This is a genomic window from Pseudomonas sp. SWRI50, from assembly GCF_014269095.1.
GTDB lineage: Bacteria > Pseudomonadota > Gammaproteobacteria > Pseudomonadales > Pseudomonadaceae > Aquipseudomonas > Aquipseudomonas kermanshahensis.
Genome location: NZ_JABWRW010000003.1, coordinates 233,492 through 251,681, shown reverse-complemented (window position 1 = coordinate 251,681; position 18,190 = coordinate 233,492). Strand labels below are relative to the sequence as shown.

Genomic DNA, 18,190 nt, shown 5'->3' with positions numbered 1-18,190 from the left:
TCGTCATTTCAGGTTCTGGCGCAGCAGCATGGTGCCGCCGCGCTGGGTAAATTCAAGTTGTTTCAGGGCGCTCATGCCGAGCAGCACAGTCTGCCCGTCCAGGCCTGGCACCACGGTGGCTCGCACGTCCTGCAGGCGGATATCACCCAGCTGCAGGGTATTCAGCCGCGTGCGGTAGCCTTCGGTGCGGCCGTTTGCGGTGCTGAGCAGCACCGGGCTGCCGCGCGCAAGCGCCAGCGTGTGGGCCAAGGCCTCGGGTATCGCTACGTCGGTCGCCCCGGTGTCGAGCATGAAATGCACGGCCTGGCCATTGATCGCGCCATCCACCACAAAGTGCCCCTGGCCATTGCTCAGCAGGCGCACCTCGATAAAGCCTTCGCCACGTGAAGACTGCACCTGGGCATTAGGGTTGCGCTGGCTGTCTTCCCATTGGCCGAAGAAACGCGTAGCAAGGAACAACGCCGCCGCCCAGGCGACGATCATCAGTAGCTTACCGGCACGCTTGCCCGGAGCCTGGCTCATGGCTTGGCGCTCCAGCCGCCGGCGGGTGCGTCAAAGCGCCAGACGATCGGGCGTGCCTCGCCATCGGCGCGCACGCCATTATTGTTGTCCAGGCCAATCCAGGCGCCTTTGGCATCGATTACCAGGGCTTCTGCCAGGCCGTACGGCTGATCGTACCGGCGCGATTCCACCAACGCATCGGCGGCGAACGACCAGCAACGCTCGACCACGCCGCTGTCTGCGTCGCGGCGACAAATACGGTAGGCGTTACGCTCAAGGGTGTACAGCTTGCCCTCGAACCAGGCCAGGTCGGCAAAATCACGCGATAGCGCCCGGGGGTTGGGCATCTGCGGCGGCTGCATCTCGACGCCAGCCTCGCTCAGCAGCACGCAACTGCGCCCGCAGGTCCACACCGACTGCTGACGTTCGATCGCCACCACCCCCCGGCGCTCGCGCTCGGCGGCCAGCCAGATGCGGTCACCCGTCGGGTTGATCGCCAAGCCTTCGAACAAGGCATTGAAGTTAAGCAGCATGCCACTGGCCCGCGCCTGCCGAACCATGGCCGGGTCGATCTTCAACCAGTCCGGCTCACCCTTGAGCGGGATGCGCAACACGCCAGCATGCGCCTCGCTGACCAGGTAGAGGCTACCGGCCTGGTCACAGGTGATGCCTTCGAAGTCCAGCTCGCCACCGCGCACATAGGACGCCGCCCAGTTGCGCGACTTCAGCCCCCACGGCAAGCCGCTCTCGGGTACGGGCGGCGGGGTGAAGGTCAGCGGTTGTGCACGCCACACCGCGTTTTGCTGATCGAAACGATAGACCCGGTCATCGTCACGGTCGGATACACCCCACAACGCACCCCGGCACTGCACCAACCCAGACAAGTTGCCGCCGCGCATACCCTCGACGGGGTATTCGGCAGTCATCTTCAACTGCGGCCAGTCGCCCGCCACACTCGGCAAGGCAACCAGGGCAAGGCAAGCGGCGAGAAACAGCCGAATCAAACCATGACCTCGGCAAGGTTACCTTTGGTTTCCAGCCAGCTCTTGCGGTCGCCGGCGCGCTTCTTGGCCAGCAGTTTGTCCATCAGCTCGCAGGTGGCCTGCACATCGTCCAGCGTCAGCTGCACCAGCCGCCGGGTGTTCGGGTCCATGGTGGTTTCGCGCAGCTGTGGCGGGTTCATTTCACCCAGCCCCTTGAATCGCGTGACTTGCGGCTTGCCGCGCTTCTTCTCGGCTACGAGGCGATCGAGGATGCCGTCGCGCTCGGCTTCGTCCAGGGCGTAGTAAATTTCCTTGCCGAGGTCGATGCGGTACAGCGGCGGCATGGCCACGTAGACATGGCCGGCCTCTACCAGTGGGCGGAAATGCTGCACGAACAGTGCGCACAGCAGCGTGGCAATGTGCAAGCCGTCGGAGTCGGCGTCGGCGAGAATGCAGATTTTGCCGTAGCGCAGCTGCGAGAGGTCGGCAGCCCCCGGGTCGACACCGATGGCCACAGCAATGTTGTGCACTTCCTGGCTGGCAAGGACTTCGCCACCGTCCACTTCCCAGGTGTTGAGGATCTTCCCGCGTAGCGGCAGGATCGCCTGGAACTCTTTATCCCGCGCCTGCTTGGCCGATCCACCGGCAGAGTCACCCTCGACCAGGAACAGCTCGGCGCGCATCGGGTCCTGGCCTGCGCAATCCGCCAGTTTGCCCGGCAGCGCCGGGCCTTGGGTGATGCGCTTGCGTTCGACCTTCTTGCTGGCCTTGAGACGACGACCGGCGTTGCTGATGGCCAGTTCAGCCAGTTGCATGCCCAGCTCGGGGTGGGCGTTGAGCCACAGGCTGAATGCGTCCTTGACCACGCCGGAAACGAAGGCGGCCGCCTCACGGGACGACAGGCGCTCTTTGGTCTGCCCGGAGAACTGCGGCTCCTGCATCTTCATCGACAGCACGAAGGTGATGCGTTCCCAGACGTCTTCAGGCGCCAGCTTGACCCCGCGGGGCAGCAAGTTGCGGAACTCGCAGAACTCGCGCATGGCATCCAGCAGGCCTTGGCGCAGGCCGTTGACATGGGTCCCGCCCTGGGCGGTGGGGATCAGGTTGACGTAGCTTTCCTGAACGCTGTCGCCGCCTTCAGGCAGCCACAGCAAGGCCCAGTCCACGGCCTCCTTGTTACCGGCCAGGCTGCCGCAGAACGGCTCGTCGGGCAGACGCAGGTACTCGCTGACCGAGTCGACCAGGTAGGAACGCAGGCCATCTTCGTAGTGCCACTCGACCTTCTCGCCGCTGCCTTTGTCCTCGAAGCTGACCAGCAGGCCCGGGCACAGCACGGCCTTGGCCTTGAGCACGTGCTTGAGGCGGCTGATGGAGAATTTTGGCGAATCGAAGTACTTCGGGTCGGGGCTGAAGTACACGCTGGTGCCGGTGTTGCGCTTGCCGACCGAGCCCACCACTTCCAGTTCGCTGGCCTTGAAGCCATCGGCGAAGGTCATCTGGTACTCGTTGCCGTCACGCTTGACGCGCACGCGCACCTGGGTCGACAGGGCGTTGACCACCGAAATACCCACGCCGTGCAGGCCCCCGGAGAACTGGTAGTTCTTGTTGGAGAACTTGCCGCCGGCGTGCAGCTTGGTCAGGATCAGCTCGACCCCGGACACGCCTTCTTCGGGGTGGATGTCCACCGGCATGCCGCGGCCATCGTCGCTGACTTCCAGCGAGTGGTCGGCGTGAAGGATGACCTGCACCGAACGGGCGTGACCGGCCAGGGCTTCGTCGACACTGTTGTCGATGACTTCCTGGGCCAAGTGGTTCGGTCGGCTGGTGTCGGTGTACATGCCCGGTCGCTTGCGGACCGGATCAAGGCCCGAGAGGACTTCGATGGCGTCTGCGTTATAGGCGCTAGCGCTGGGATTGGCCATGGGGTCTCGTCGTCAGTCAGGTGAATGCAAAAGTGCTGGGTACAAAGCTCAGAGCACGGAAAAGTCGAGTGCCGCATAAGCGCCCGGGGCAATCCCGGCAAAGGCCAGCAGTGCCGGCAGGCGCTCGACAAAGCCCTGGAAGCTGTGGTCGCCACCGGCCTGGATGCGCAATGCGCACGCTCGGTAATAGCGCTCGGCGTGGCGATAATCCAAGGTTTCGTCAGCGGTCTGCAACCACACTTGGTAGCGGTTGGCATCCTCGGGGGCTGGCACTTCCAGCTCGGCCAGGGCCTGCACGTGATCGTGGGTCAGCTCCCAGGCCTCATCGGTGTAGAGGTTGCGCTGGGTGCCCAGGTAGCCATCGAACAACCGGTGGGGTGCCACCGCTGGGTTGATCAGCAAGGCCTTGAGGCCGTGGCGCTCTGCCAGATAGGTGGCATAGTAGCCGCCGAGCGAACTGCCGACCAGCAAGGGCGCACCCAGTTCGGCGATGGCGCCCTGCAATTGGGCGATGGCCTGGCGTGGGTGATGGTGCAACGCCGGCACACGCAATTGGTCGGACAAGCCCAACTGCTGCATGACTGCCTCGAGCTGGCGCGCCTTCTTGGACAGCGGCGAGCTGTTGAAGCCATGGATATAGAGGATGGAACCCGACATGCTGCCCCCGGAATCTGCGGCTTCGCGCCCTTGTTGCGGGCGCAGGGACGCGCAGTGTAGCGCGTTCGCCGGGTTTTGACGCAGAGAGGGGGATTTCGCAACACTTTCTTCAGGCATTTCCGGGCATTCAAGGGGCGCTTTCCGTGTAGGAGCAGCCTCGTGCTGCGAAGAGGCCGGTGGCAAGAATCAAGATCGGCGTTTTTGCAGCTGGCCTCTTCGCAGCACAAGGCTGCTCCTACAAGGAAGATGAAGCCAGGCTGCTCTTCGCTCACCTTGAAGTCCTCGCTTTGCGCCGCGAACTGAATGCAGGTCGACGGCGTGGCCATCAAGCGCACCCCCTCGCGCAGTTCATCCCACGTCTGGTGGATATGCCCCCAGAGCAGTCCGCGCACCTGTGGATAACGTTCGACGATGGCAAACAACGCCTGGGCATTGCGCAGCCGATGTCCACCGGCTGATGGTGGAAGCACACCAGGCAATGGCGCTCACCGGCCTGTTTCAAGGCAGATTCAAGCGCGGCCAGTTGGTCGTCGTCCAGAAAACCGTGGGTAGCACCGTGCACGGCCGTGTTGATGGAGGATGACCTGCCTCGAACGGACGTGACCGGCCAGGGCTTCGTCGACACTGTTGTTGGCGACTTCATAGGCAAAGTGGTTCGGCATGCCGGTGTCGATATACATGCTCGGTCGCTTGCGGACCGGATCAAGGCCCGAGAGGACTTCGTTGGTGTCTGCGCTATAGGCGCTAGTGCTGGGATTGGCCATGGGGTCTTGTCGTCAGTCGGGTGAATGCAAAAGTGCTAGGTACAAAGCTCAGAGCACGGAAAAGTCGAGCATACGCGCCCGGGGCAATCCCGGCACAGGCCAGCAGTGTAGGCAGGCGCTCGACAAAGCCCTGGAAGCTGTGGTCGCCACCGGCCTGGATGCGCAATGCACACGCTCGGTAATAGCGCTCGGCGTGGCGATAATCCAGGGTTTCGCTGGCGCCGGGTTTTGACGCAGTGAGGGGGATTTCGCAACACTTTCTTCAGGCACTTGCGGGCATTCAAGGGGCGCTTTCCGTGTAGGAGCAGCCTTGTGCTGCGAAGAGGCCGGTGGCAAGAATCAAGATCGGCGTTTTTGCAGCTGGCCTCTTCGCAGCACAAGGCTGCTCCTACAAGGAAGATGTATTGCCTGAACCTCAATACCCCGGGCTGTCGAAGTCCAGTTTCACCTCGAAGTCCCGTGCCCGCTCCACGCCGCTCTCCAGCCGCCCGTCGGCATGCAAGCGCAACCAGCGATAGCCAGGCTGCTCTTCGCTCACCTTGAAGTCCTCACTTTGCGCCGCGAACTGAATGCAGGTCGACGGCGTGGCCATCAAGCGCAACCCCTCGCGCAGTTCATCCCACGTCTGGTGGATATGCCCCCAGAGCAACGCCCGCACCTGTGGATAACGTTCAACGATGGCAAACAACGCCTGGGCGTTGCGCAGCCCGATGGGCGCGATCCAGGCGCAGCCGATGTCCACCGGCTGATGGTGGAAGCACACCAGGCAATGGCGCTCACCGGCCTGTTTCAAGGCAGATTCCAGCGCGGCCAGTTGGTCGTCTTCCAGAAATCCGTGGGTAGCACCGTTCACGGCCGTGTTGAGCATGACAACGCGCCATGCGCCAATGTCGGTTACCGCCTGTACCAGCTCCGGCGCCACCTGCGCCATTACCTGCGCCTCGTCATGGTTACCCGGCAACCAGCGAGTGGGCACGGCAAACGGTGCGGTCAGCTCACGGAACGCCTCATAGGAGGCCACGCTGGCATCTTGGGACAGATCGCCGGTGCACAGCAGCAAATCGATGGGCGGCTGCTCGCGGCGCACTTGGGCGACCACATGGCGCAGGCTGTCACGGGTGTTCAGGCCAAGCAGGGTGCCGGCCGGGTCGGCGAACAGGTGGGCATCGGTAAGTTGCACCACATGCACGGGGCGGGTTGGGTCTAGGTGCGGCAACGGCCGTCTCCTCGAACGGATTCAGCACGAATTATGGCTGCGCAACGGTTGCGAGCAAACACCCGAAACCGACGCACATCACATTTCAGCGAACACTTGCCAGTTCATGACCGCAGGCCAGGCAATGGCTCAGCCATTCACCGAGGAACAGGTTGAGCTGCGCTTTTTCGTCCGGCTGGTGCATACCCGCATTCGGATAAGGGTAAATGCTGCGCAAGCGCCGGGCATGCTCGGCGCTGACCACCTCGGCCATGCGTGCATCGTGGTACACCTGCACCTCAAGGTGCGGCACCGGCAGCCACGGCAAGCTGTGCTCCTGGCGCACATGCAGGGTGGTGGTATAAGGGCAGGCCAGCACGACATCGAGCACCAGCACACCGAGCATCTGGTCGCCCTGGGTCATGCCGATGCGACGCGAGCTCTGGGTAGTGCGCATGTCTGGTAACAAACGCATCAGCCGGGCGTAATTGGCCTCGCAGGCTGCTTGCAGCCCGACCAGGTCAACCCGATATCGCTCGCGCAGCAGGTTCACTTCCACATACCTCGAACTTCGTCTCTGTTAAGCGCCAGCCATTGCAGGCCGATAATCGTCGCGGCGTTGCAGATACGGCCATCACGCACAGCCTGCAAGGCATCCTCGAACGACCACACGCGCACGCGAATGTCTTCGCCCTCTTCTTCCAGGCCATGCAGGCCGCCCGCACCTTCGCTGGTGCAGCGCCCCAGAAACAGGTGGACGAATTCGTCACTGCCACCGGGCGATGGGAAGTAGCGGGTCATTGGCCACAAAGCGCTGAACGTAAGCCCGGCCTCTTCTTCTGCCTCGCGGTGTGCGACCTCTTCAGGTTGCTCGTCCTTGTCGATCAGCCCGGCGACCATCTCGATCAGCCAAGGGTTGGCGACTTTGTCGAGGGCACCGACACGAAACTGCTCGATCAGCACCACCTCGTCACGCTGTGGATCGTAGGGCAATACACAAACCGCATCGTGGCGCACGAACAGTTCGCGGCTGATCTCGCGGCCCATGCCCCCGGCGAACAGTTCATGGCGCAGGCGAAGCTTGTCGAGCTTATAAAAGCCCTGGAAGCAATTGGCCCGCTCGATGACCTCGAAGCCCTTGGGCACTGAATTCAACGCGTCTGACATGGAAATCCTCATGACCTCAAATACTGCATCGCGCCATCCTACTCCGCACTTTGGCGCGTTTCACCCCTTTCCGGCAACCGTTCGCGCAGTCGGGACAGCGCGCCTTCTGTCTGTTAGCTTAGTGGCGAACTGACGGTCGCGCCGACGGTCAAAGGCCGACTTTTCCCTGTTCTGCAAGGATCATCATGACACTTGTCAAACTGACTTCCGTGGCTGTGCTGGCACTGGCCCTGGGTGCCTGCCAGAGCCTGTTCACGCCCAATTACCGGGCCCCGCTCGAGGTCAAGCGTGACGCCTGGGAGCACGTCAAACCCGGCTGCAGCGAAAGCGACTGCCCGCTGGTAAACATCGACACCATTCACTTCCCGGCCCAGCCCAAGCTCGACGCCATCGTCGAACAGCGCCTGCTGCAGCTGACCGAAGACAACCAGCACGGCGCCGCGCCAACCACCCTGCAGGCGTATGAGCAGCAGTACCTGGCCAACGCCGACAAGCGCAACAGCAGCTATTTGCAAGCCAAGGTACGCGAACAGCATGACGGGCTGGTGATCATCGAACTGTCCAGCTACCTGGACAGCGGTGGCGCCCATGGCATGCCAGGGCGCGGCTTCATCAACTATTCACGCAAGCTGGACAAGGTACTGACCCTGCAGGACATGCTGGTGCCCGGCCAGGAAGAGACCTTCTGGAAAACCGTCGAAGAGTCGCACCGCGCGTGGATGATCAGCGTCGGCATGGACAAGGACGCCGACTTCGTCAAGACCTGGCCCTTCAAGCGGTCGCCGCACATCGCCCTGACGTACGGCGCGGTGGTGGTCAAGTATGAGGTCTATGCCATCGCGCCCTACTCCATGGGCCACGTCGAGCTGAAGATCCCCTACCCGCGCCTGAACGGCGTGATCAAGCCCGAGCTGTTTCCCGGCCGCGGCTGAAGCTAAGTAGCGCATGCAGCACACCTGCCAGCACTAGCGCCGGCAGGGTTGCGCCCAGGTCCGGTGCTTGCGCGGCAATCAGGTGATACGCCGCCACACCCACGGCCCAGGCCAGCAACGCCTGCCAGTGCAAGCCATCGACCTGTGACGGCAGGCGGCGGTGACGGATCACGTAGTGGTCCATCAGCACCACGCCGAACAGCGGCGCAAATACCGAACCGATCAGCAGCAAGAAGTTTTCGTACTGGGCCAGTGGCGCGAACAGCGCGATCAGGGTGCACAGCACACCAATGGCCAGCGCCAGGTGCTCGACTTTCAGGCGTACCAGCACGCCGGTGGAAACGGCGGCCGAATGAATGTCGGCAAAGGCTTTTTCCGACTCGTCCAGCAGAATCAACAGCAACGGGATACCCAGCCCAGCACCTGCCAGGGCCAGCAGCAAGGCATTGGCTTCGCCGCTGGGGGCAAAGGCCAGGGTGTAAGCGACGCCCAGGCTCATCAGCCAGGTATTGCCGATGAAGTAGCCCAGCACGGTACCGCCGAACACACGCTTGCCGCTGCGGGCGAACCGCGAGTAGTCGGCGATCAGCGGCAACCACGACAGCGGCATGGCGATGACGATGTCGAAGCCCACAGCCAGCGACATCGAGCCGTCACCGGCGCGTTGCCACAGGTCGGCCAAGTCGGCTTTGGCGAACAGGTTCCAGGTCAGCCACAGGCACGCGCCCAACAGCACCCAGATGCCCCACGTGCGCAACACCTTGCGCACGAACGCCAGCGGCCCGCTGACTGCAAGCAGGGTCGCCAGGGCGCCGAAGCACAGGGTCCAAAGCATGGGGCTGTTCCACGCACTGCCTTCACCGAAGGTACGCGCGCCGAGCAGGCTGGCCGCGTCGCGCATGACGATGATCTCGAACGCCCCCCAACCCACCAGCTGCAACAGGTTGAGCACTGCCGGCAAGCGGGCGCCATGGCTGCCCAGGCTGAGCCGCAGGGTGCCCATGGCAGACAGGCCGGTGTCGCTGCCGATGACACCCGCCGCCCCGAGTAACAGCACGCCCACACCGGTGCCAAGGGCGATGGCCAGCACCGCGCTGGCAAGGCCCATGCCTGGGGCGAGCATGGCGCCGACCTGCAGCACCATCAAGCCGATGCCGAGGGAGAACCACAGCGAGAACAGGTCGCCGAAGCCGAAGATGCGTTGGCTGGTGGGGACCGGGTGGTCCGGGGAAAAATGGCTGGGTGTAGTCATTGTTGTGATCGCCGCAAAGATTGTGATGAACAGGCATCCAACGGTGGGAGCGGGCTTGCCCCGCGAAGGCGTCTGGCCTACCAATCGCGCTGGCCCAGCTGACGCTTTCGCGGGGCAAGCCCGCTCCCACGGTGGTGACGGATTGCCTTACACTTTTTTGTACAACTGGCTGCCTTCCTGGCGGAACCGCTCGGCCTGCTCGCGCATGCCTTCTTCAACCGTCACGTCCACGGCTTCGATCTTGGCGGCGTACTCACGCACTTCCTGGGTGATTTTCATCGAGCAGAACTTCGGCCCACACATCGAGCAGAAGTGCGCGACCTTGGCCGATTCCTTGGGCAGGGTTTCGTCGTGGTACGCGCGGGCGGTGTCCGGGTCGAGGCCAAGGTTGAACTGGTCTTCCCAACGGAACTCGAAACGCGCCTTGGACAAGGCGTTGTCACGAATCTGCGCGCCCGGGTGGCCTTTGGCAAGGTCGGCGGCATGGGCGGCGATCTTGTAGGTGATGATGCCGGTCTTGACGTCATCCTTGTTCGGCAGGCCCAGGTGTTCCTTGGGCGTCACGTAGCACAGCATGGCGCACCCGAACCAGCCGATCATCGCCGCGCCGATACCGGAGGTGATGTGGTCGTAACCCGGCGCAATGTCGGTGGTCAGCGGGCCAAGGGTGTAGAACGGCGCCTCGTCGCAGCATTCGAGCTGCTTGTCCATGTTCTCCTTGATCAACTGCATCGGCACGTGGCCCGGGCCTTCGATCATGCACTGCACGTCGTGCTTCCAGGCGATCTTGGTCAGCTCGCCGAGGGTTTCCAGCTCACCGAACTGCGCAGCATCGTTGGCGTCGGCAATCGAGCCCGGACGCAGGCCGTCGCCCAGCGAGAAGCTGACGTCGTAGGCCTTCATGATTTCGCAGATTTCGTCGAAGTGGGTGTACAGGAAGTTTTCCTGGTGATGCGCCAGGCACCACTTGGCCATGATCGAACCGCCCCGGCTGACGATGCCGGTAACGCGCTTGGCGGTCAGCGGCACATAGCGCAGCAGCACACCGGCGTGGATGGTGAAGTAGTCCACCCCCTGCTCGGCCTGCTCGATCAGGGTGTCGCGGAACAGCTCCCAGGTCAGGTCTTCAGCGACACCGCCGACTTTTTCCAGGGCCTGGTAGATCGGCACGGTACCGATCGGCACGGGCGAGTTACGGATGATCCACTCGCGGGTTTCATGAATGTGCTTGCCGGTGGACAGGTCCATGACCGTGTCCGAACCCCAGCGAATCCCCCAGGTCAGCTTGGCCACTTCTTCCTCGATCGAGGAGCCCAGGGCGCTGTTGCCGATGTTGCCGTTGATCTTCACCAGGAAGTTGCGGCCGATGATCATCGGCTCCAACTCGGTGTGGTTGATGTTGGCCGGGATGATCGCGCGGCCGCGGGCGATTTCTTCGCGGACGAACTCGGGGGTGATTTCTTTCGGGATGTTGGCGCCGAAGCTGTGGCCCGCGTGCTGCTGGTCAAGCAGGCCGGCGGCGCGGGCTTCCTGCAGTTTCATGTTCTCGCGGATGGCAACGTATTCCATCTCGGCGGTGATGATGCCCTGGCGGGCATAGTGCATCTGCGAGACGTTGACGCCCGTCTTGGCGCGGCGCGGGTTGCGCACGTGGTTGAAGCGCAGCTTGGCCAGCTCTGCATCGTTCAGGCGCTGTTGGCCGAAGTCGGAACTCAAGCCGCCCAGGCGCTCGGTGTCGCCACGCGCGTCGATCCAGGCCGAACGCACGTCGGCCAGGCCTTTGCGCACGTCGATGATGACGTTAGGGTCGGTGTAGGGGCCGGAAGTGTCGTAGACCAGCACCGGGGCGTTGGTCTCGCCGCCGAAATCGGTAGGGGTGTCGTGCAGGCTGATTTCGCGCATGGGCACGCGGATGTCCGGGCGGGAGCCTTCGACATAGACCTTGCGCGAACGGGGGAACGGTTGCACGGACTGCTGATCGACTTGTGCCGATTCGCTGAGGTTGATCGTTTTTTCTTGTTTGCTCATCACGGGCTCTCCAGACAGCTTCCTAGCGGATGGAATGTCGGGGAGAACCTGAAAGACGCGGACGCACCCCTTTACGGGTGTGCAGTGCCGGATACATGGGGGTGCCGTAAGCTGCTTGCAGCTGAGACATTCCCGGACCTGGCACAAGAGGCTCCCCGGGAAGGCGAGCAATCTTGTTCCCTACGCAGGCGCTAACCTGATCAGGTTCAACGGGATCCGCAACTTTGCGATCTCAGCCTTTGCTTCAAGGCACCCCGACAAGAACATGCGCAGTCTAGACTGGAGTGGTCGGCAAAGCCAAGCGGGTAAATGCGGGTGATGATGAAAGGCGCACTGGGCGATTGTTGCCGGGGTCGCATGGCACTACACTGGCGCATCGCTCGATACTCAACAGTTCAGTAATTATATTTCGTACAAGGATTGCCTCTATGCTGCGCAAACTCTCACTGGCGATAGCCGTGTCTTGTGCGTCCAACGGAATGGCCTGGGCAGCAGAAATGCCCATGACGGTTAAAACCGACCTGGTCAGCGTCTACCAGGAAGCGGTCGACAACAACGCCGATCTTGCGGCAGCCCGCGCCGATTATGGCGCCCGCCGCGAAGTCGTCCCACAGGCCCGCGCCGGCCTGCTGCCGAACCTGTCGGCGGGTGCCGAGATGATGAACACCCGCACCAAGCTCGACGAGCCGTCCCTCACCGCCAACCGCAGCGGCAACTCCTGGAGCGCCACCCTGGCGCAGCCGGTGTTCCGTGCCGACCGCTGGTTCCAGTTGCAGGCGGCCGAGGCGGTCAACGAACAGGCGGCGCTGGAATTGTCTGCCACTGAGCAGAACCTGATTCTGCAGACCGCGCAAAACTACTTTGCGGTGCTCCGGGCCCAGGACAACCTGGCCGCGACCAAGGCCGAGGAATCCGCCTTCAAGCGCCAGCTCGACCAGTCCAACGAACGTTTCGACGTGGGCCTTTCCGACAAGACCGACGTCTTGCAGTCCCAGGCCAGCTACGACACGGCCCGGGCCAACCGGATCATCGCCGAACGCCAGGTGCAGGATGCCTTCGAGGCGCTGGTGACGTTGACCAACCGCGAGTACTCGTCGATCCAGGGTGTGGTCCACACCTTGCCGATCCAGGTGCCTACGCCCAATGACGCCAAGTCCTGGGTAGAAACCGCCGCCCGCCAGAACCTCAACCTGCTGGCGACCAACTACGCCGTCGATGCCGCCGAAGAAACCCTGCGCCAGCGCAAGGCCGGGCATGCCCCAACCGTGGATGCGGTCGCCAAATACCAGAAAGGCGATAACGACAGCCTGGGCTTCACCAACTCGCCCGCGCAGCCAAACGTACGTTATGGCAGTGATGTGGAACAGACCAGTATCGGCCTGCAACTGAACATCCCGATCTACAGTGGCGGCCTGACCAGCTCGCAAGTGCGCGAGGCTTACCAGCGCCTGAGCCAGAGCGAGCAACAGCGCGAGAGCCTGCGCCGCCAGGTGGTGGAAAACACCCGCAACCTGCACCGCGCGGTGAACACCGATGTGGAACAGGTGCAGGCACGCAAACAGTCGATCATTTCCAACCAGAGCGCGCTCGAAGCCACCGAAATCGGCTACCAGGTCGGTACCCGCAACATCGTCGACGTGCTCGACGCCCAGCGCCAGCTGTACACCTCGGTGCGTGATTACAACAACAGCCGCTATGACTACATTCTCGACAACCTGAGCCTGAAGCAGGCGGCGGGAACCTTGAGCCCGCAAGACCTGCAAGACCTGGGGCGCTACCTGAAGCCGGACTACAACCCGGACAAGGACTTCCTGCCACCGGACCTGGCGGCGGCGGCGGCGAAGAACTTCGAGCGCAGGCCCTGAGATAGGGGGACACTTCACAGGCCGGGTTGTTTTTGATGGCCCTATCGCTGGCAAGCCAGCTCCCACAGGCTCTTCACTGGCCTCAAGCCATGTGCAGTCCCTGTGGGAGCTGGCTTGCCAGCGATAGGGCCAGGAAAACCAATGCAGGCGTCAGCGAATAAGCGCGCCCAGCCCATCCAGTAAGCGCTGCAGTGCCCCCTGGTTTGCCCGCATCACCGCCCTGCCCGCCTCGCCCATGCGCTGGCGATCCTGCGGCAACTCGATCAACCGCCGCACCGCCTCGGCCAGCCCGTCGGCATCTTCGATCTGCTGCAACGCCCCGGCGTCCTTCAGCATCGCGCTGATCTCCAGGAAGTTGAACACATGCGGCCCCATGAGCACCGGCAATGCCAGTGCTGCGGGCTCGAGCGGGTTATGCCCGCCAGTGGCGACCAGGCTGCCGCCGACGAAGGCGATGTCGGCCAGGGCGTAGAGGAACAGCAACTCGCCCATGGTATCGCCAAGCAGCACGCGGGCCTGGTCATCGACCGGGGTGCCGGCAGAGCGGCGCACGGTGGTGAACTGTTCGCTGCACTGGGCATGCACTGCATCGAACCGCTCGGGGTGGCGTGGCACCAGGATCAGCAGCGCATCGCCGTGCACCTGCAGCAGCTTCTGATGTGCCTGCAGGATCAGCGCGTCTTCACCTTCATGGGTGCTGGCGGCAATCCATACCGGGCGCTGGCTGGCGCCCCATTGCTCGCGCAGCGCCTTGGCGCGCGGCAGCAACTGGTCATCGACCTTCAGGTCGAACTTGATCGAACCGGTCACCTGCACGCATTCAGGGCGCGCGCCCAGGTCGCGAAAGCGCTGCGCTTCGGTTTCGGTCTGTACCGCGATTAGGTTCATCTCGGCGAGCATCGGCCGGGTCAACGTGGCAAAACGCCCATATCCACGGGCCGAGCGTTCGGACAACCGCGCATTGGCCAGCGCCACCGGGATGCCACGCGTGGCACACTGGTGAATGTGGTTAGGCCACAGTTCGGTTTCCATGATGATGCCCAGCTTCGGCTGCACATGGTCGAGAAAACGCCCAGCCGCCCACGGCAGATCGTAGGGCAGGTAGCAATGCTGCACACGCGGTTCATCGGCGAACATCGCACGAATGCGCTCCGACCCGGTCGGGGTCATGCAGGTAAGCGTGATCGGCAGGCCTGGGTAGGCCTTCAGCAGCGCCCGCACCATGGGCGCGGCGGCAATGCTTTCGCCCACCGACACCGCATGCACCCAGATGCCGCCCTGGCGCATGGGCGGCAGGCCGAAGGCAAAGCGCTCGCCGATGCGCTGGCCGTAGGCCGGTGCCTTGCGCGCCCGCAGGAACAGGCGCAGCGCAACCAGCGGCAGGCCCAGGTGAAACAGCAAGGTATAAAGAGTTCTGTTCATGGCGGCGAAGTTTACCCGATCGCGCGCAGGTGCACCGCAAAGCGCTCGGCCAGCCATTGCGCGGCAGGCCCCAATGGCTCGTCACGGCGCCAAGCCAGTTCTACGACCAGTGCCGGTGGCCGCCACTCGCTGGCGAGCTCGACCATGTGCGCCTGGTAAGTGGGGTACTGCACCACGTGCCGGGGCAACCACGCCCAGCCCAGGCCACGCATCAGCAGCTCGGCCATGGCGTAGAAGCTGTCGGCACGCCAGATCTGCGGGCTGATCGCCTCGCCGCCGGGGTAGCCACTCTGTTGCGGGGCGATCAATAGCTGGCGATGGCGCGCCAACTGCTGGCGGTTGACCTTGGCCTGCTGCGCCAGTGGATGGCCGACTGCGCACACCGTGACCATTTCCACACTGCCCAAGGCGCGACGCTCCAGCGATGCCGGCATGCTTTCGTGATGAAAGAACAGGCCAAGGTCGGCACGCCGCTCGACCAGCTTGCGCGCCACATCGCCCTGGGCGCCGCTGGCCAGTTGCACTTCCAGGTACGGGTAACGGCTGGCCAGTTCATCGAGGCTGTCGATCACCGGTTGATAGGGCATGGCCTCGTCCTGGGCGACACGCAGCAGGGCTTCCTGCCCGCGCATCAGGGCCAGCGCACGGCCGTCGAGGCGCTCGCATTGGCGCAGCAGCTCGCGGGCGTCCTCCAACAGCGCGGTACCGTTTTCGGTCAACTTAGGCTGGCGGCCGCTGCTGCGGTCGAACAGGGTCACGCCCAGGTCGGCTTCAAGCATGGCGATTGCAGTGCTGATTGCCGACTGCGCTTTGCGCTGCTCACGGGCAACGGCGGAGAACGAGCGCAGCTCGACGACGCGGACGAAGGTCCGCAGTTGGTCGAGGTTCCAGTGTTCCGCCATCAACCTATCTCCCATGGTGATAGGTAATGACTTTACCGCATCCAGGTGGCGTCTAGAATGCCCGACCAGTCACCGGAGAATTGCCATGAACGCCTACACCTACCTCGCTATTGCCATCTGCGCCGAAGTCATCGCCACTGCCTCAATGAAAGCAGTGAAGGGCCTGAGCACGCCGTTGCCATTGCTGTTGATGGTGGTCGGTTATGGCATTGCCTTCTGGATGCTGACCCTGGTGGTGCGCAGCATTCCGGTGGGTATCGCATATGCCATCTGGTCGGGGCTGGGGATTGTGCTGATCAGTGTGGCAGCGCTGGTGATCTACGGGCAGAAGCTGGATGTGCCGGCAATGCTGGGCATGGCGATGATCGTTGGCGGGGTGGTTGTGATTCAGCTGTTTTCGAAAACTGCCGGGCATTGATGCAACCTGAATTGGCCTCATCGCCGGCAAGCCGGCTCCCACAGGGGTAGCATTGGCCTCTGACTCAACGCCGTACCTGTGGGAGCCGGCTTGCCGGCGATAGGGCCGTCTCAGGTATAGCCTGTATACTTGCCAGCTGTCCCAGTCTTCGAGGTACCGCCATGCCAACCGCCATTTCCACTGACGTGCTGATCGTCGGCGCCGGGGTCGCAGGCCTCTGGCTCAATGCCCGGTTGCGCCGCCAGGGCTATTCGACCGTGCTGGTGGAACGCGCCAGCCTGGGTGGCGAGCAGACCATCAAGTCCCAGGGCATCATCCACGGCGGCACCAAGTACGCCCTGCACGGCGCCCTGACCGGCGCCTCGGAAGCGATCGCCGACATGCCGCGACGCTGGCGCGAGGCCTTGGCGGGCGACGGTGAGCTGCCGCTAGGCAAGACCCGCCTGCTGTCCGACGCGCACTACCTCTGGTCCCCCGGCACCCTGGCCGGCAACCTCACCAGCTTCTTCGCCAGCAAGGCCGTGCGCGGCCGCGTCGATCAGGTCAAGGGTGAGCAACTGCCACCTGCCCTGCAGGACCGCGACTTCAAGGGCAAGGTCTATCGCCTGGCCGAGTTGGTCATCGACGTGCCCAGCCTGCTGGCCAACCTGGCCGAGCTGGCCGGCGACAGCCTGCTCGCCGGCGAACGTATCGAACCCCTGCGTGACGGCGATGAGCTGGTTGGCCTGCGCGTGGACGACCGTGAAATCCGTGCGCAACGTATCGTGCTCAGCGCCGGCGCCGGCACCGAAGACGTGCTGCACGCCTTGGGCCTGAGCCAGCCGGCCATGCAACGTCGCCCGCTGCACATGGTCATGGCCAAGGGGCCGAACCTCAAGCCGCTGTATGCACACTGCCTGGGCGGTGGGCCCAAGCCACGGGTCACCATTACCACCCACCCGGCGGCGGATGGCCAGTGGGTCTGGTACCTCGGCGGCGACCTGGCCGAGGCCGATGGCGTAGCGCGTGAGCCTGCCGCGCAGATTGCCGCGGCGCAAAAGGAAATCGGCAACCTGCTGCCGTGGGTCGACCAAAGCCAGATTCGCTGGGCCACCCTGCGCGTCGACCGTGCCGAACCGGCACAGTCGGGCCTGGTACGCCCGGACAACGCGTTTATTGCCGACCAGCAACGCCTGCTGGTGGGCTGGCCGACCAAGTTGGCGCTGGCCCCGGACTTCAGCGACCGGGTAATCGCCAAGCTTGAGCGCGATGGCATACGCCCCAGTGCCCAAGCCGATCTCTCTGGCCTGCCACGCCCTGCGCTGGGCGTACCTGCTTGGGAGCAATTGCTGCCATGAGCCTGCCGACCCTGCACGACTTCCATCGCCCCCTGGGCAGCACCGGCCTCACCGTTTCGCCCCTGGGCCTGGGCACGGTCAAGTTGGGCCGCGACCAAGGCGTGAAGTACCCGACCGGTTTCACCATCCCCGGCGATGACGAGGCCCGCATGCTGCTGGCCCAGGCGCGCGAACTGGGTATCAACCTGATCGACACCGCCCCGGCCTATGGCCGCAGCGAAGAGCGCCTTGGCCCGCTGCTGCGCGGCCAGCGTGATGAGTGGGTGATCGTCAGCAAGGTTGGCGAAGAATTCGACAACGGGCTCTCCCACTTCGACTTCAGCGCCGCCCATACCCGCCGCTCGGTCGAACGCAGCCTGCGCCTGCTGGAAACCGACCACATCGAACTTGTGTTGGTGCATTCCGACGGCAATGACTTGGCCATCCTCGAACAGCAAGAGGTCTACCAGACACTGGCCGCCCTCAAGCAGGAAGGCAAGATCCTCGGCTACGGGCTGTCCGGCAAGACCGTCGCTGGCGGCCTCAAAGCCCTGGAACAGGGCGACTGCGCAATGGTCACCTACAACCTGAACGAGCAGGCAGAACGCCCGGTGCTGGACTACGCTGCCGAGCACGGCAAGGCGATTCTGGTTAAAAAAGCCTTGGCCAGCGGGCACATCTGCCTGGCGCCTGGGGTTGACCCGGTGCAGGCCAGTTTCGAGCTGCTGTTCTCCCACCCGGGGGTCAGCAGTGCTATCGTCGGCACCATCAATCCCTTGCACCTGGCCCATAACGTGGCCACCGTGGCCCGAATTCTGGGCCAGCATTGAGCCGCCCTCGCGGGCGTCCGACAGGAGGAGGAACCT

The 18,190-nt window shown here is 63.6% G+C and carries 16 protein-coding genes, 3 pseudogenes and 1 riboswitch; of the genes and pseudogenes, 5 read left to right on the top strand and 14 right to left on the bottom strand.

Features of this window, described 5'->3' with window-relative positions; genetic code table 11:
- Nucleotides 1-3 precede the first annotated feature (3 nt).
- The 10 genes and pseudogenes from HU750_RS04940 to HU750_RS04895 all read right to left on the bottom strand — a co-directional run bounded on the left by HU750_RS04940 (nt 4) and on the right by HU750_RS04895 (nt 7,189).
- A complete protein-coding gene (locus HU750_RS04940) occupies nt 4-522 on the bottom strand; it encodes a retropepsin-like aspartic protease family protein (RefSeq protein WP_027592511.1) in 519 nt (172 codons plus the stop codon).
- Nucleotides 519-1,505 (bottom strand): esterase-like activity of phytase family protein, encoded by a 987-nt coding sequence (locus tag HU750_RS04935; RefSeq protein WP_186677344.1) that lies wholly within the window; start codon nt 1,503-1,505, stop codon nt 519-521. The genes HU750_RS04940 and HU750_RS04935 overlap by 4 nt, the downstream gene beginning before the upstream one ends.
- Complete coding sequence (gene parE, locus HU750_RS04930; protein ID WP_027592509.1) at nt 1,502-3,406, bottom strand: DNA topoisomerase IV subunit B; 1,905 nt, start codon at nt 3,404-3,406, stop codon at nt 1,502-1,504. Before parE ends, HU750_RS04935 begins: the two co-directional genes overlap by 4 nt.
- 48 nt (nt 3,407-3,454) lie before the next feature.
- Nucleotides 3,455-4,063, bottom strand: coding sequence for a YqiA/YcfP family alpha/beta fold hydrolase (locus HU750_RS04925; RefSeq protein ID WP_027592508.1), 609 nt, complete (start codon nt 4,061-4,063; stop codon nt 3,455-3,457).
- A gap of 239 nt (nt 4,064-4,302) precedes the next feature.
- Nucleotides 4,303-4,637 (bottom strand): annotated as a pseudogene (locus HU750_RS27125) (metallophosphoesterase family protein); the annotation flags it as partial.
- Nucleotides 4,636-4,827, bottom strand: a pseudogene (locus HU750_RS04915) (DNA topoisomerase IV subunit B); the annotation flags it as partial. The pseudogenes HU750_RS27125 and HU750_RS04915, both read right to left, overlap by 2 nt.
- Nucleotides 4,808-5,047 (bottom strand): annotated as a pseudogene (locus tag HU750_RS04910) (YqiA/YcfP family alpha/beta fold hydrolase); the annotation flags it as partial. The pseudogenes HU750_RS04915 and HU750_RS04910, both read right to left, overlap by 20 nt.
- A gap of 195 nt (nt 5,048-5,242) precedes the next feature.
- Nucleotides 5,243-6,043 carry a 3',5'-cyclic-AMP phosphodiesterase gene (cpdA, locus tag HU750_RS04905; protein ID WP_186677339.1) on the bottom strand — a complete coding sequence of 267 codons (801 nt, stop codon included), beginning with the start codon at nt 6,041-6,043 and terminating at the stop codon, nt 5,243-5,245.
- Between the two features lie 85 nt (nt 6,044-6,128).
- On the bottom strand, nt 6,129-6,581 hold the full coding sequence (locus tag HU750_RS04900; protein ID WP_027592506.1) for a DUF1249 domain-containing protein: 453 nt from the start codon (nt 6,579-6,581) through the stop codon (nt 6,129-6,131).
- A complete protein-coding gene (locus tag HU750_RS04895) occupies nt 6,572-7,189 on the bottom strand; it encodes an NUDIX domain-containing protein (RefSeq protein ID WP_186677336.1) in 618 nt (205 codons plus the stop codon). Before HU750_RS04895 ends, HU750_RS04900 begins: the two co-directional genes overlap by 10 nt.
- A 185-nt stretch (nt 7,190-7,374) precedes the next feature.
- On the opposite strand from HU750_RS04895, the gene HU750_RS04890 reads away from it, so the two are divergent.
- On the top strand, nt 7,375-8,121 hold the full coding sequence (locus HU750_RS04890) for an RsiV family protein (protein ID WP_186677333.1): 747 nt from the start codon (nt 7,375-7,377) through the stop codon (nt 8,119-8,121).
- Here HU750_RS04890 and cytX read toward each other — a convergent pair.
- Together cytX and thiC are read right to left on the bottom strand one after the other, a co-directional pair.
- Nucleotides 8,090-9,373, bottom strand: a complete 1,284-nt coding sequence (gene cytX / locus HU750_RS04885) for a putative hydroxymethylpyrimidine transporter CytX (protein WP_027592503.1) — start codon at nt 9,371-9,373, stop codon at nt 8,090-8,092. The genes HU750_RS04890 and cytX overlap by 32 nt on opposite strands.
- Before the next feature lie 147 nt (nt 9,374-9,520).
- Nucleotides 9,521-11,401, bottom strand: a complete 1,881-nt coding sequence (gene thiC, locus HU750_RS04880; protein WP_186677330.1) for a phosphomethylpyrimidine synthase ThiC — start codon at nt 11,399-11,401, stop codon at nt 9,521-9,523.
- A 160-nt stretch (nt 11,402-11,561) separates the two neighbouring features.
- Nucleotides 11,562-11,668, bottom strand: a riboswitch (TPP riboswitch).
- Nucleotides 11,669-11,829: 161 nt separating this feature from the next.
- On the opposite strand from thiC, the gene HU750_RS04875 reads away from it, so the two are divergent.
- The gene (locus HU750_RS04875; protein WP_027592501.1) at nt 11,830-13,266 is read left to right on the top strand and encodes a TolC family outer membrane protein; all 1,437 of its coding nucleotides are present in this window, start codon (nt 11,830-11,832) and stop codon (nt 13,264-13,266) included.
- Nucleotides 13,267-13,416: 150 nt separating this feature from the next.
- On the opposite strand, the gene waaA is transcribed toward HU750_RS04875, so the two are convergent.
- Nucleotides 13,417-14,688 carry a lipid IV(A) 3-deoxy-D-manno-octulosonic acid transferase gene (gene waaA, locus HU750_RS04870; protein WP_186677327.1) on the bottom strand — a complete coding sequence of 424 codons (1,272 nt, stop codon included), beginning with the start codon at nt 14,686-14,688 and terminating at the stop codon, nt 13,417-13,419.
- An 11-nt stretch (nt 14,689-14,699) separates the two neighbouring features.
- Nucleotides 14,700-15,590 carry a LysR family transcriptional regulator gene (locus tag HU750_RS04865; protein ID WP_027592499.1) on the bottom strand — a complete coding sequence of 297 codons (891 nt, stop codon included), beginning with the start codon at nt 15,588-15,590 and terminating at the stop codon, nt 14,700-14,702.
- An 85-nt stretch (nt 15,591-15,675) separates the two neighbouring features.
- Here HU750_RS04865 and HU750_RS04860 point away from each other — a divergent pair, with 85 nt between their 5' ends.
- From HU750_RS04860 to HU750_RS04850, 3 genes are all read left to right on the top strand, one after another.
- Nucleotides 15,676-16,008 carry a DMT family transporter gene (locus HU750_RS04860; RefSeq protein WP_008095055.1) on the top strand — a complete coding sequence of 111 codons (333 nt, stop codon included), beginning with the start codon at nt 15,676-15,678 and terminating at the stop codon, nt 16,006-16,008.
- 161 nt (nt 16,009-16,169) lie between these two features.
- A complete protein-coding gene (locus HU750_RS04855) occupies nt 16,170-17,345 on the top strand; it encodes an NAD(P)/FAD-dependent oxidoreductase (RefSeq protein WP_027592498.1) in 1,176 nt (391 codons plus the stop codon).
- Entirely contained in the window at nt 17,342-18,154 is an 813-nt protein-coding gene (locus HU750_RS04850; protein WP_085272294.1) for an aldo/keto reductase, read from the top strand. The genes HU750_RS04855 and HU750_RS04850 overlap by 4 nt, the downstream gene beginning before the upstream one ends.
- Nucleotides 18,155-18,190 lie beyond the last annotated feature (36 nt).